Source organism: Bacteroides clarus YIT 12056 (genome assembly GCF_900129655.1).
GTDB lineage: Bacteria > Bacteroidota > Bacteroidia > Bacteroidales > Bacteroidaceae > Bacteroides > Bacteroides clarus.
The window spans coordinates 43,749-57,392 of sequence record NZ_FQWK01000004.1 but is presented as its reverse complement, the minus strand read 5'-3'; the positions used below and the strand labels follow the sequence as shown (position 1 = coordinate 57,392).

General features: G+C 49.0%; 15 protein-coding genes. 3 read left to right on the top strand and 12 right to left on the bottom strand.

The window, feature by feature from the left end; translation table 11 throughout:
• Window positions 1-15: 15 nt before the first annotated feature.
• Window positions 16-687, top strand: a complete 672-nt coding sequence (gene trhA / locus BUB52_RS07550) for a PAQR family membrane homeostasis protein TrhA (RefSeq protein ID WP_009121184.1) — start codon at window positions 16-18, stop codon at window positions 685-687.
• Between the two features lie 28 nt (window positions 688-715).
• Here the strand turns inward: trhA and BUB52_RS07545 are convergent, their stop codons facing one another.
• Together BUB52_RS07545 and BUB52_RS07540 are read right to left on the bottom strand one after the other, a co-directional pair.
• Window positions 716-1,282 carry a nitroreductase family protein gene (locus BUB52_RS07545; RefSeq protein ID WP_009121185.1) on the bottom strand — a complete coding sequence of 189 codons (567 nt, stop codon included), beginning with the start codon at window positions 1,280-1,282 and terminating at the stop codon, window positions 716-718.
• A gap of 32 nt (window positions 1,283-1,314) precedes the next feature.
• Window positions 1,315-2,442, bottom strand: coding sequence for an HpaII family restriction endonuclease (locus tag BUB52_RS07540; protein WP_039950385.1), 1,128 nt, complete (start codon window positions 2,440-2,442; stop codon window positions 1,315-1,317).
• A gap of 125 nt (window positions 2,443-2,567) precedes the next feature.
• Between BUB52_RS07540 and BUB52_RS07535 the strand changes: the two genes are divergently transcribed.
• A complete protein-coding gene (locus BUB52_RS07535; protein ID WP_009121187.1) occupies window positions 2,568-2,795 on the top strand; it encodes a CDGSH iron-sulfur domain-containing protein in 228 nt (75 codons plus the stop codon).
• A 16-nt stretch (window positions 2,796-2,811) separates the two neighbouring features.
• Here the strand turns inward: BUB52_RS07535 and BUB52_RS07530 are convergent, their stop codons facing one another.
• Window positions 2,812-3,414 (bottom strand): IMPACT family protein, encoded by a 603-nt coding sequence (locus tag BUB52_RS07530; protein ID WP_009121188.1) that lies wholly within the window; start codon window positions 3,412-3,414, stop codon window positions 2,812-2,814.
• Window positions 3,415-3,543: 129 nt separating this feature from the next.
• On the opposite strand from BUB52_RS07530, the gene BUB52_RS07525 reads away from it, so the two are divergent.
• The gene (locus tag BUB52_RS07525) at window positions 3,544-4,674 is read left to right on the top strand and encodes a glycerate kinase family protein (RefSeq protein WP_009121189.1); all 1,131 of its coding nucleotides are present in this window, start codon (window positions 3,544-3,546) and stop codon (window positions 4,672-4,674) included.
• Window positions 4,675-4,681: 7 nt separating this feature from the next.
• Here the strand turns inward: BUB52_RS07525 and BUB52_RS07520 are convergent, their stop codons facing one another.
• From BUB52_RS07520 to BUB52_RS07480, 9 genes are all read right to left on the bottom strand, one after another.
• On the bottom strand, window positions 4,682-5,587 hold the full coding sequence (locus BUB52_RS07520) for a DMT family transporter (RefSeq protein WP_009121190.1): 906 nt from the start codon (window positions 5,585-5,587) through the stop codon (window positions 4,682-4,684).
• A gap of 108 nt (window positions 5,588-5,695) precedes the next feature.
• On the bottom strand, window positions 5,696-7,027 hold the full coding sequence (locus BUB52_RS07515) for an MATE family efflux transporter (protein ID WP_009121192.1): 1,332 nt from the start codon (window positions 7,025-7,027) through the stop codon (window positions 5,696-5,698).
• Window positions 7,028-7,136: 109 nt separating this feature from the next.
• Entirely contained in the window at window positions 7,137-7,334 is a 198-nt protein-coding gene (locus BUB52_RS07510; RefSeq protein WP_009121193.1) for a hypothetical protein, read from the bottom strand.
• Window positions 7,335-7,400: 66 nt separating this feature from the next.
• On the bottom strand, window positions 7,401-7,805 hold the full coding sequence (locus tag BUB52_RS07505; protein ID WP_009121194.1) for a BamJ family beta-barrel-assembly machinery protein: 405 nt from the start codon (window positions 7,803-7,805) through the stop codon (window positions 7,401-7,403).
• A gap of 12 nt (window positions 7,806-7,817) precedes the next feature.
• Window positions 7,818-8,393, bottom strand: coding sequence for a flavodoxin family protein (locus BUB52_RS07500; RefSeq protein WP_009121195.1), 576 nt, complete (start codon window positions 8,391-8,393; stop codon window positions 7,818-7,820).
• 131 nt (window positions 8,394-8,524) lie between these two features.
• Window positions 8,525-9,772 (bottom strand): DUF1015 domain-containing protein, encoded by a 1,248-nt coding sequence (locus tag BUB52_RS07495; protein WP_009121196.1) that lies wholly within the window; start codon window positions 9,770-9,772, stop codon window positions 8,525-8,527.
• 22 nt (window positions 9,773-9,794) lie between these two features.
• Window positions 9,795-10,715, bottom strand: a complete 921-nt coding sequence (locus BUB52_RS07490) for an NAD(P)-dependent oxidoreductase (protein WP_009121197.1) — start codon at window positions 10,713-10,715, stop codon at window positions 9,795-9,797.
• 112 nt (window positions 10,716-10,827) lie between these two features.
• Window positions 10,828-11,895 carry a 3-phosphoserine/phosphohydroxythreonine transaminase gene (gene serC / locus BUB52_RS07485; RefSeq protein WP_009121198.1) on the bottom strand — a complete coding sequence of 356 codons (1,068 nt, stop codon included), beginning with the start codon at window positions 11,893-11,895 and terminating at the stop codon, window positions 10,828-10,830.
• A gap of 327 nt (window positions 11,896-12,222) precedes the next feature.
• On the bottom strand, window positions 12,223-13,569 hold the full coding sequence (locus BUB52_RS07480; RefSeq protein WP_009121200.1) for a DEAD/DEAH box helicase: 1,347 nt from the start codon (window positions 13,567-13,569) through the stop codon (window positions 12,223-12,225).
• Window positions 13,570-13,644 lie beyond the last annotated feature (75 nt).

Sequence of the window (13,644 nt, the reverse complement as noted above, 5' to 3'; positions counted from 1 at the left end):
ACCGCAAATAAGTGTATGAGTACAACGCGCAAGAGAAAAAGAAACGGCCTTTTTTACAGTAAAGGCGAAGAAACCGTCAACAGCCTATCCCACGGCATAGGCATCTCGATGGCAGTTATTATCGGGGGATTCTTCCTGATGAAATGCTATCGGGCACAAGACCCGTGGGCGATACTCGGTATGTGGCTCTACCTGTTCGGTATGGGCGGTTCCTATTTGTCTTCCACCCTTTACCACTCCTTGAAGCACCATAATCCGTGGAAACGGCGGTTACGCCATTGGGATCACGCGGCTATCTACTGGCATATCGCCGGAAGCTTCTCTCCCATTACACTGATCGCCTTACGCGATGAGGGGCTCTGGGGCTGGGGACTGTTCTGTTTTGTCTGGCTATGCGCCGTTGCAGGCACTATCATCAGCTTCCGCAAGATGGAAGAACACAGCTATGTGGAAACGGTGTGCTACATCCTTATGGGGCTGTCCGTGCTGGTAGTGTTCAAACAACTCTTTGCCATCGCGCCCGCTTCCTGCTATTGGATTATCGCCGAAGGAGTATGCTATATAGGCGGTGCGGCGTTGTATTCCATACGCAACGTGCGCTATATGCACTCGGCGTTTCATTTCTTCGTATTGGCGGGGTCTGCCTGCCACCTCATCGCCGTGTGGTACATTCTGGCGGAGATATAAAAGTGTACTCTCCGCCTGTGCCGCACCGTCAGCGGATTACAGTAACCGTGTCTTCCGCCAGTTTCTTATCTTTCACGGGAGCGTCCGCAGAGGCATAGCCCAAAGCGGCACAGCCGTACACACGATGATTCTCGGGAATACCGAGTTGGGTAAGGAAAGCGCGCACATCGGGATCGTCACAGGTCTGTCCCAATTGGTTAATCCAGCAAGAGCCGATGCCTAAAGACTTGGCGGCAAGGAAGATATTCTGCAAAGCGCACGCGCAATCCATAGGCGCCCACCAGCAGGTCGGTTCGTTGGATACGATAATCAAGGCGGGAGCATGATAATAGCAGCAGTAAGTCCGGCTGTGTCCGCGTTCCTGCAGACGGGCATCGTCGCTCTTGGCAAAAGCGCCCTTTATCTTCTCATTCAGCTCGGTCAGTACGGCGGCATCCTGAATGGCGGTAAAATGCCAGGTCTGGAAATTCATACCGCTGGGAGCATACGTCGCCGCTTCCAGTATAAGGTTCAAATCTTCAGCGGAAACCTGTTGTTCCGTATAAGCGCGCACGCTGCGGCGCGACTTAATGTTTTCCAATACTTCGTTCAACATTGTACGTTCGTTTTTACGATTCTATGATCGGGTCAGCGTTTCAGCAACCCTATCTTTACATTCAGCTTAAAATAATACACACCGTTCTCCCGTTCCAGGAAGCCGTATTTGTCTTTATCCACCGAGCCTTTTTCAAAACGGGTGTTCCGGTAGAGAAAGTCGGCAAACGTCTGTCTGTCGGACTTGTGATAACAGAGCACTTCACCGTCTCCGTTGGTCAGCAACAACCCTTCCACGGCAGAGTCCGTACCGTTGTAAATCTTTGCCGGACGCATGCCCAGCGCAAGCGCCAGCAAGAACTGTTTCATCTTGAACTCGTAGAAGCAGTGTTTGTTTATCAGTTCGTCCTTTATCTTCAGGGGATTCATTTCCTTGATGCGTTCCGTCAGCTCGGCAACACGGGTGATACCGTCCAGGTGCATGATACGCACCATTTCGGCAAGCATACGGGGAAAGTGCAGGTCTATCATCAGCAGGTTGCAACGGAACACGCGGTCGGCAACGTCGGAATACTTCAATACACCGCCCAGACGCTCAATCATCAGCATGCGTTCGGCAACTTCCGCAGGCGATTCAGGCAAGGCGTTCACCTTGTTCACAGTGGGCACGGCAAACTTCACGCCGCTCTGCTCCAGCTTCAGGTTGGCTGTGCGCCCGCCGTCCAGCAAAGGATTCATGCGGCCGAGACGGCAGCGGACGGTAAATCCCGTCAGCGGAGCGTCCGCGCTCCAAAAAGCTACGGAGAAGTCTGTACGGTCATCGGTCTTGGACTCCAGGTCGTAGATGTTCACAGCATCCAGAAAGGCTTCCAATCCTTCGGAGACTTCCACTTCCTCGCCTTGCTCATTTCTCAACAGATGGAGTATGATTTCCGCCGCGTCGCCAAAGTCCGCACGGGGAAACGAAAGCTCCTCTTTCTCTGCCGACGCTGTGAATGTGCCGTCCTTTTCCACCGTACCGCTGACAATGCGTACATCCTCTTCCCCGATATAATAGCGGCGTGTGCCGTCATGTTCCTCTCTCTGTATCAGCGCCACAGGCCAACATTTTTTATCCTCTCTCTGGGCGTTCGGAGTACCCGGAAAGACTTTTCCGTCCGCCAGCAGACGGAAGAATGTATAGAGCTCGCCCAATTCGCGCTTAGTTGCTTCAAATGCCATATCAACTCGATTTTGATTAAATAAGTGTGCAAAGATAAGTAAATCCATACAAAAGATATGGAATTAACAAACTATTTCCATGCGGAGACGTTCTACCAAGTACGTAAAACATAAAGACCGAGAACATGGAAAAAGAAGAAAATACAGTAACGATTACAGCTACACCCAACGGGCCTTTCATCGTAGAAGGCAATTTTAAACTGGTAGACAGGGAAGGAAAGGCGGAAATGCAGGAAGGCCGGATAGCCCTCTGCCGCTGCGGACGCTCCTGCAAACAACCTTTTTGCGACGGCACGCACCGCAAAATCCATTATAACGATTTATCCGTAAAGAGGATTGAAAGAGTTGTCTGAAAAGAAACCGGAGACTTTACTCCTCCTCAAAACGTAGGGTCTCCACTTTCTCCAGACGCGCCCTCAACCTGGGCATCATCGACTGGCGGATGCGAAGCGTCATACGGCAGTCCATATCATACGACTGTTCCGACAGCTCCGGTTCTTCTTCCTTCACGATGCGCATTACATCGTTCATAAAAGGATACTCGAAGAGAACGGTCACCGTTTCGTCCACAGTCTTTTCAATAACGGTAGCGGCGGCGATAGCCTCGGCGGCGGCAGCCTTATAAGCCACTATCAGCCCGCTCGTACCCAGCTTTATACCACCGAAATAGCGGACTACGACAATCAGAATATCCGTCAGTTCGTTCGAATTTATTTGTCCCAGGATAGGTTTTCCCGCCGTACCGGACGGCTCTCCGTTGTCATTGGCGCGAAAATCCTTGCGCTCGTGCCCCAGCATATAGGCATAACACACATGGCGGGCATCGTAGTATTTCTTCTGATAAGTTTCCAGATGCGCCTTTACTTCTTCAACCGTACGTACCGGCAAGGCGATAGCGATAAACTTGCTGCGCTTCTCGGTGTAAATTCCTTCGGACGGGGTGGCAATGGTTTTATACGTATCTTCACTCATGCCGCAAAGATACTATACTTTTCGCTATCCGCCTTTTGATAGCTATCAAAAAACTTTATCTTTGCAGGAGAAAGAAGTTATCTTCCCACGAAAAAAGGGTATCCTCTTATGAAACCATATTATCCCCCGATGAAAAAAGCGGTTCTTGCCATAGACTCCTTCAAAGGCTGCCTTACATCCGCGGAAGCCGAAGCGGCGGCTGCCGAAGGCGTACACGCCGCACTGCCGGAATGTGAAGTTATCCGTATCCCCGTAGCCGACGGCGGCGAAGGCATGCTGGACGTTCTGATTGCCGCCACTCACGGAAAGAGTATCAGCGTGCAGGCTCACGGTCCTTTAATGGAACTTCGCGAAGCCCGCTACGGCATTTCCGGTGACGGGCAGACGGCTTTCATCGAGATGGCAGCCATTAGCGGACTTCCACTCGTCGCCCCGGAGAAGCGTAACCCGATGCAGACAACAACTTTCGGAACGGGCGAACTGATACGGGACGCATTGCAACGCGGATGCAGGCATTTCATCATCGGTCTGGGCGGAAGCGCCACGAACGACGCCGGATTGGGCATGCTCCGGGCATTAGGTTTCCGTTTCCCGGATAAAACGGGGAATGTTTCGGGCTATGGCGGACAGATGATGGGTAAGGTCGATAGCATAGACACCTCGTCCGTTCATCCCCTGCTCTCCGGATGTACCTTTACCGCCGCCTGCGATGTACGCAACCCATTCTACGGGACAGACGGAGCGGCATACGTATTCGCCCCGCAGAAAGGAGCCGACGCGGCTATGATAGAGGCATTGGATGCAGGTATGCGACATTTGGCCGCGGTCATCTTCCGAACCACCGGTAAGGATATATCTTCCTGTCCCGGAGCAGGAGCAGCCGGCGGAATGGGCGGAAGTCTGTCGGCATTCCTCAATGCCGAACTGAAACCGGGCATACAGCTCTTACTGGAAATGCAGAATTTTGCAGAACAGATAAAAGACGCCGACTTGATTATCACCGGAGAAGGGAAATCGGACAGACAAACCGTCATGGGGAAAGTTCCGTACGGCATACTGACGGAAGCAAGAAAACAGCATATTCCCGTCGTGTTGATAGCGGGCTGCATAGAAGATACGGACATTCTTACCCGTGCCGGATTTCACGGGATATTCTCCATCACTCCAAGTCCCGTCGCTTTGGAACAAGCCATGCAACCGGAATTCGCGCGCATGAATATCCGCCGTACCGTAGAGCAGATATGCAGGATTATCCGCTAACCGCCCGTCAGTGCCGGGTATGCTTCTTCGCCAGCTCCAGCAAGGGTTTGGCCGCGATTATCAGTGTTACGGCAGTCAATATCATCAATACACCGAGCATGATGCGCGGCGTGAGTTGCTCACCGAACACCGCTACCCCGAAGAACAGAGCCGTTACAGGCTCCAACGCTCCCAAAATGGCAGCCGGCGTAGAGCCTATGCTATGAATGGAAAGCGTCATCATAATTAATGAAATGATAGTGGGAAACAAAGCCAGCGAAAGGACATTCACCCACAACACCGGAGAAGGGACAGGCTGCAAGGCCGCACAGAAATCCAGACGCACCACGTAAATGATGACACCGAACAGCAAAGCATAGAAAGTCAGCTTCGCCGTAGGCAGGTCTTTCAGGGAAGAGCGGTTGACCCCTACTATATATACGGCATACGTCAGCGAGGACAGAATAACGAGCAGTACGCCGAACATATTCAACGTCTTGCCATCGCCCCCCTCATACAACAATGAGATGCCCGTAAAAGCCATTGCGATGGAAAACATCGTAATGAACGAGACTTTCTCATGGAAGAACACCGCCATAATGATAGCCACCAGCACCGGATAGACAAACAAAATGGTAGACGCGATACCCGCATCCATATAATTATAACTCTCGAACAGGAACAACGAAGAGAAAGAGAACAGCAACCCCATCACCGCCAACGGCAGTATATCCGTCTTTTTCAGAGCGAAGGACTGTTTCTTTACTTTCATCAGAACGCCCAGCATCACAATAGCAAGAAAATAACGGTAGAACAAGACGGAATCCGCATTCATCCCCGCCCCGTACAAGGGTAACGCAAACAACGGATTCATTCCGTAGCTGGCTGCGGCAATAGCTCCGTAAGTAAATCCTTTCAAACGCTCATTAGTCATGGCAGTATCTCTTTCTAAAAATCGGGCGCAAAGATACTGCTTTTAAATGAAGAATGAAAAATGAAGAATGAAGAATTTCGCTGCGCAAGTATGCCGCAAGGATATTCTTCATTTTTCATTCTTCATTTTATAATACAGTACTCCTACCGCATCCGCCAGCAGCCAACCGATGGGAATAGACCACCAGATGCCTGTTACCCCGATGGAAGGAATGGCGGCGAGTATATAGGAAAGCACGACGCGGGTACCTAACGAAATCACCGTAAGCACGACCGACATCCCCGGTTTGCGGATAGCGCGATAATAGCCGTAAAGCAGGAAAAGGATGCCGATGCCATAGTAGAACGCACCCTCTATACGCAGATATTCCACTCCGGTAGCAAGGATTTCCGTCTCGCTCGGATGAACGAAAATCAGCATCAGCGGTTCTGCAAAGACGAATACAACTACGGAGACGATAAGCGAAAAGATAACCGTAGTGAGAAACGCGCTGCGAACACCCCGGCGAATACGTTCGTAACGTTTCGCCCCGAAATTCTGCGCAATGAAAGTGGAGAAAGCATTTCCGAACTCCTGTACGGGCATATATGCGAAGGAGTCTATCTTTACAGCGGCAGCAAAGGCCGCCATAACGGCTGTACCGAAACTGTTGACCAGCCCTTGTATCATCAGGATACCGAAATTCATAACCGATTGCTGTACACAGGTCAGTGTGGAGAAAGAAACTATCTCTTTCAGACTGCAACGGTCGAAGTGCATGTCTTCGCGATGCAGCCGCAGCTCCGGACGTTTCTTGCAGGTATAGAGCAGTATTCCCGCCGCAGCCGCTCCCTGCGCTATGACTGTGGCTATCGCAGCTCCCTCGATGCCCCAACCCAATTGCAGGATAAAGAACAGGTCGAGCACGATATTCAGTACGACAGAGACGGCCAGAAACCAGAGAGGAGTTACCGAATCTCCCACCGCACGCAGCAGCGCCGCATAGAAATTATAGATGAATGTGAAAACAATGCCGCAAAAGATTATCCACAGGTAGCTGCGCATCATACCGTAGATGTCCTGCGGTACTTGCAGCAGGCGGAGAATAGGGTCTAACCATACGAATGCGGCCACATTCAGCAAAAATGTAACCGCTCCTATCAGCACGAATGAAACAAAAATGCTGCGACGCAAAGCAGAGCTGTTTCCCGCGCCGTAGTGCAATGAAAATACCGTACCGCTACCGATGGACAAACCGAGAAGAACGGAGATAAGGAAAACCATCAGCGTATATGCCGAACCTACCGCCGCCAGGGCGTCCGCACCGATACACTGTCCTACAATAAGGGTATCGGCTATATTATAACACTGTTGCAGCAACGAACCTGCCATCATGGGCAAGGTAAAACGCAACAGCGTACTCGTTATGCCGCCTTGGGTAAGGTCTCCGTTCCGTAACATTCACTACCGTATTTCGATATTTTCGTATTCCGTTTCGTATTTTGCCGCAAAGATACGAAACATAGCGGTGTAACCTACCCGATAAAGGGATAAAATAAAAAGCAGAGGGTTATCCTCTGCTTTCCATGCTGTGCTTGTCCGGATTCAATATCTTAACCATTTGACGAACATCTTTCTTATCCGCTTTTCCATACAGCCCGATTTGCTGTCCGGGTAACGTTTCTTTCTCGTTTTCATTTACCGGCTGTTCCGGGGAGATGGATGCGTTCAAGGTATCACACTCCTTTTTCTTCTTTTCCTGATTCATACTTATTGTTAAAGTTTAAGTTATAAGTAATGTAACGTGTGAAGAAGAAGGATTGTTCACGCTCTCTCAGGCAATACCCAATAGTTTCACTTCAAATATCAGTGTGGAGAAAGCCGGAATAGGTCCGCTGGTACGTGTGCCGTATCCCACGGTATAAGGAATGTAGACCATCCAGTGGTCACCCACGCGCATCCGTTGCAAAGCTATCTGCCAACCGTCAATTACTTCGTTCAGCCGAAAAGCTTCCGGGCAGTTACGCTTCCAGGAGTTGTCAAACTCTCTGCCGTTGATGAGCGTTCCCTTATAATGTACCGACACAATGCTGTTTAAGCGGGGAGTGGCGCCACTGCCCTGCCCGTTTTCCAGCACACGGTAAAGCACACCGGCACCCAACTCTTTTACGCCCTCTTCGGTACGCAGACTTTGCAGAAACTGTTCGTTCTTCAGCTTGTATTCTTCTTTTTTGCTCATATCGATTCAGTATTATAATAACTTATGTACAGCTCTTTTACAATGTGATATCTCTTTGGAGGTCAAATCCGGATGCTTTCTGGTGCCACCCTTCTCTATGGCTTTCACAACTTTGAAGCCGCTCCACTTTAATATTTCCTTGAGGGCTTTCACTACCCCGCGTGTCTGGTTATAAAGAATATTAAAAGGATAAGGAGTTGTGCAGGTACTTACAATAATTACTTTCTTTCCTTTATGAAGCGCAAGAGGCATACCCAATGAATTCTCTCCCATCATGCCGTACACCATACGATCGAACAACACTTTTAATTCTCCGGGCATATTTCCCCAATAACACGGAGCGCCTATTATCAGCGCATCAGCATCCCTGATACTTTGTAATACCCGCTGCGCGTCATCTTCCGGCAAGCAGCACCGTAACGAACAGCGGCATTTCATACAGCCGATACAAGGACGCACTTTCAGCTCCGGCACTCTGACATAGACCGCTTCGGCATTACAACATTCTATTTCCTGTTTCATCGCTTCCAGCATCTTCGAGATGTTGCCATTTCTGCGAGGACTGCTGTTGAGTATTAATATCTTCATAAATATAATCCGGCCTTTTCGGCAAAGGTCAGTATTTTCTATATAACAGGAAAGAAAACGGCCAATAAAATAACGGAGCACCGCGTAATGCAATGCTCCGTCTCCTATTCATTCTTCAAGATTATATCTGATTAGTCTAGTTTGTGAATTACCAGTCCCGAACGTAGCTTCGGTTCAAACCAAGTAGTCTTGGGCGGCATGATATTACCGGTATCGGCGATGTCCATCAATTGTTTCATGGATACGGGATAAAGAGCCAAAGCTACTTTCATTTCGCCGCTATCCACCCGTTTCTTCAATTCGCCCAGACCACGGATACCGCCTACGAAGTCAATACGCTTGTCGGAACGGAGGTCTTTGATACCGAGGATTTCATCCAGTATCAGATTGGATGAAATAGTAACATCCAGCACACCGATAGGATCGTTATCGTTGTAAGTACCCGGCTTGGCAGTAAGACTATACCACTTACCGTCCAGATAAAGGGAGAAGTTATGCAAGCCTGTCGGTTTGTAGATTTCCGTTCCTTTCTCTTCCACCGTGAAGTTCTTACCTACGGCAGCCAGGAATTGTTCGGGCGTCATACCGTTCAAATCTTTCACCACACGATTATAGTCGATGATAGTCAACTGATTGGCGGGGAAACAAACCGCCATGAAGTAGTTGTATTCCTCGTCTCCGCGATGATTGGGATTTTGCTTGGCTTTCTCCGCGCCAACCAGAGCAGCGGCCGCGCTACGGTGATGTCCGTCTGCGATATAGAGCGCGGGCATCTTGGCGAACTCTTTGGTTATGACATCGATATCTTCCTGTTTGTCGATAATCCAGAATGTATGACCGAAGCCGTCGCCCGGAGCAATAAAATCATAAACAGGTTTCTGAGCCGTGTAACGGGCAATGACAGCATCCAGCGTGGCATTATCGGGATAGGCGAAGAATACAGGTTCGATGTTGGCATTATTCACACGCACATGTTTCATGCGATCTTCTTCCTTATCGCGACGGGTAAGCTCATGCTTCTTAATGACGCCATTCATATAATCGGGCACGTATGCGCCCACCACCAAACCATATTGCGTCTTGCCGTTCATGGTCTGGGCATATACGTAGTAATTTTCCTTATCGTCCTGTACCAGCCAGCCTTTGTCCTGAAACATTCGGAAGTTGTCGGCGGCTTTCCGGTAAACACGTTCATCATGCTCATCCGTGCCCTCAGGAAAATCTATCTCGGGCTTAATGATATGATACAAGGATTTTTCGTTTCCTGCCGCTTCTTCACGGGCTTCGGCGGAGTTCAGTACATCGTAAGGACGGGATGCAACTTGCTCTACCAAGTCTTGGGGCGGGCGAATGCCTTTAAAAGGTTTAATTGTAGCCATGGCTATCAGATTATTAATCTATTTACTTATTTACACGGAACTTCTCGCAACCGTCTTTCAGGAATCCTACAATCTGCTTGGCAGCGGCAATACCGGCATTGATATTGGCTTCGGCAGTCTGCGCACCCATCTTTTTCGGTGTGGAGAAATAACGGCCGGCAAACTTGGCGGCAAATGTCTCGTTGGCTGCGGGCATGATGTCAGTCATGTACTTCAAGTCGGCGCGTTCTTCCATAAGCTGAATCAGTTCGGCTTCGTTGATAACTTCCTTGCGGGCGGTATTCACCAACAAACCGCCTTTCGGCATCTTGTTCACCAAAGCATAGTTGATGGAATTCTTGGTTTCCGCCGTTGCGGGAATGTGCAGGGAAACGACATCACAAGTAGAGTAAAGTTCCTCGGCAGAGGCCACAGCCTTTACACCGTCTTTCTCAATAACTTCTTTCGGGCAGAAAGCGTCGAATGCGTAAATCTCCATACCGACACCTTTGGCGATACGGGCTACATTACGACCGACATTACCGTAAGCATGGATACCCAGCTTCTTACCCATCAGTTCCGTACCGGAAGTACCGTTGTACATATTGCGGACAGCCATTACCATAAGTCCGAAAGCCAGTTCGGCTACGGCGTTGGAGTTCTGTCCCGGAGTGTTCATGACACATACGTTGTGGGCGGTGGCGGCAGCCAAGTCCACATTGTCATAGCCCGCACCGGCGCGTACCACAATTTTCAGTTCTTTGGCGGCATCCAAAACCTCGGCATCAATGATGTCGCTGCGGATAATAATAGCGTTGGCGTCTTTCACAGCATCCAGCAGTTTTGCTTTATCGCCATATTTTTCCAGCAAAGCAAGTTCATAACCTGCCGCTTCAATCTCTTTGCGAATACCGTCTACCGCAACTTTTGCAAACGGTTTGTCTGTTGCAACTAATACTTTCATGATTTAATGGTATTAAAAAAAGATTCACCACAAAGTCGCACAGAGTTTCACAGAGTTCTCCTTTTATCCAATCTCTGCGGGACTCTGCGCCCTCTGTGGTGAATGAATATTGTTAATGAAGTTTCTCAAATTCCTGCATGCAGTCTATCAAAGCCTGTACGCTTTCTTTCGGCATGGCGTTGTAGCAAGATGCACGGAAGCCACCTACGGAACGGTGTCCCTTGATACCTACCATACCCTTTTCAGTAGCGAATTTCAGGAAGTCGGCTTCGAGTTCTTTGTATTCGGGAGCCATTACGAAGCAGATATTCATGCGAGAACGGTCTTCCTTGGCGGCGGTACCCACGAACATCTTGTTGCGGTCTATCTCGGCGTACAGCATATCAGCCTTCTCGATGGCACGACGTTCCATTTCTTTCACACCACCCTGAGCCTTTATCCAGCGCAAAGTCTGCAATGCCGCATAAATAGGAACAACCGGAGGAGTATTGAACATTGAACCGCCGTCGATGTGAGTCTGATAGTTCAGCATGGTCGGGATGTAACGGGACACCTTACCTACCGCATCATTCTTCACGATAACGAATGTCACGCCCGAAGGAGCCAGATTCTTCTGTGCGCCACCGTAAATACAGATATATTTAGACACGTCGATAGGACGGGAGAAAATATCGGATGACATATCGGCAACCATAGGAACATTTACATCCAGGTCTTCTTTCAATTCCGTACCATAGATAGTATTGTTGGTAGTGATATGGAAATAATCCGCATCGGCCGGTACCGTGTAATCTTTCGGAATATAAGTATAAGTGGCTTCAGCAGAAGAGGCAACTTCTACAACCTCGCCAAAACCTTTGGCCTCTTTCATAGCTTTCTTGGCCCACACACCCGTATTGAGGTAAGCGGCTTTCTTTTCGAGGAAGTTGAAAGGTACCATGCAGAATTCCAGACTTGCACCACCACCCAGGAACAGTACCGAATAACCTTCGGGAATGTTAAGTAGTTCTTTGAACAGTGCTACGGCTTCGTCCACTACGGGCTGGAAGTCTTTAGCACGGTGGCTAATCTCCATAAGAGAGAGACCGGATCCATTGAAATCTAAAATAGCCTTCGCTGTATCCTCTATCACCTCACGCGGAAGAATGGAAGGTCCTGCATTGAAATTATGCTTTTTCATTTGAAGTTTGTTTTGGTTATACAATTTCGTTCATTTTGTGTCTTACGACATGGCGAAATTACGGAATTATTTCTGTATTGCAAATCTTTCCTTATAAAAATCCTTCTTTAAAGCACATTTACCTTACTTTTTATTGGTATATACAAGAAATATACACCAATCTGTTATGTATACTTACCAAAAAAGCTATTAAAAGGTAAACTGAAAGATAGAAACGGAAATAACTTTCTACTAAGAATTAAAACCGAAAAGAAAGTGCATAATTATTAGAAACAAACTATTCTCCTATGCTTAATAACATCACCGGACATGCTTCATAACATGAAGTTACCGGGCTTCTTCTATCAGCGTTTTCATGCCTTTTATCTTTTCTCCGCGCAACAGCGTGAGCAGTTGCTTCACCTTGCCGCGACGAACCGCCACAAAAGCGTAGTGCTCCTTTACGTCTACCTGTCCCACATCCTCGCGCACCAGCCCGCCTTTCTTATATAGAAAGCCCACGATATCCACCTTGTTCAGTTTGTCTTTCTTACCTTTACCTATATATAAGGTAGTCCAGCGAGGTTTGGCCGGTTTCGGCGTCTGCTCCGGCAGCCCGAATACGGGGATGTCTTCCGGGATATAATCGGGAAGGCGTTCTTCTGCATGGAGAAGAATGAAAGACGAGCCGCGCGCTTCCCAACGTGCCGTACGTCCGTTACGATGTGTAAAGGCTTCTTCGTTGACGGGTATGTGGTAGTGCACGACATTGTCGATACCCGGAATGTCCAATCCGCGTGCGGCAAGATCGGTAGATACCAGAACGGGGCAACTGCCGTTACGGAACTTGTAAAGCGCCCGTTCCCGGTCGTCCTGTTCCATACCGCCATGAAAAGCGTCGCAAGGGAATTTCTTCGATTTCAGGTAGGAAACCACACGCTCCACGCTTTCGCGGTAGTTTACGAACACCAGTGTAGAATGGTCGCCAAGCGTACAAAGCAGGCGGTACAGCGTTTCCAGTTTATCTTTCTCGGGTGAGATTACTTTCTGTAAATTCAGACGTTCGGAAACGGCTTCTTCCGAAAGGAAGTTCAACTTAATGACCCGTGACGATGATGCAGCGTTACCGGATGCTTCACCCCCTACTCCCGCAAATTGCGGAATTTCCTCGGCATCCGTAGCCGAAAGCAGCACGCGCTTCTTCAAGGCGGGCAACTGCCCGATAACCTCTGCCATTTCGTCGTGGAAACCGAATTCAAGGCATTTATCGAACTCATCTATTACCAGCACAGTGACGAAACGGGTATCAAAGTTTCGCTTCCGCAAGTGGTCGTTCATACGACCGGGCGTACCGATGATAACGGCAGGATTAACGCCTCTCATCGTGCGGTGCTCTTCCATTGCCGGACGTCCGCCGTAGCAACTCATTGCCTTAAAGGGCGTACCCATCGACTTAAAAACTGTTTCTATCTGCAAGGCAAGTTCGCGCGAAGGGACAAGCACCACCGCCTGAACGCCTTGTATTTCCGCTTTGAGCGACTGTACCAGCGGCAGTAAGAATGCCAGTGTTTTACCCGAACCCGTGGGCGACAGCAGGACGAGGTCTTTGTCCGATTGATAGGCATCCTGCGCAGACTCTTGCATCGGAGTGAGCTGTTCTATCCGTAAGTTACGAAGTATATCAGATTGTTCCATAAAATTCTTTTATTTAGTGGAGCAAAGATAACAAAAGATTAGCGAAAAACGGGCAATGGGTTTATAATGTTTCTT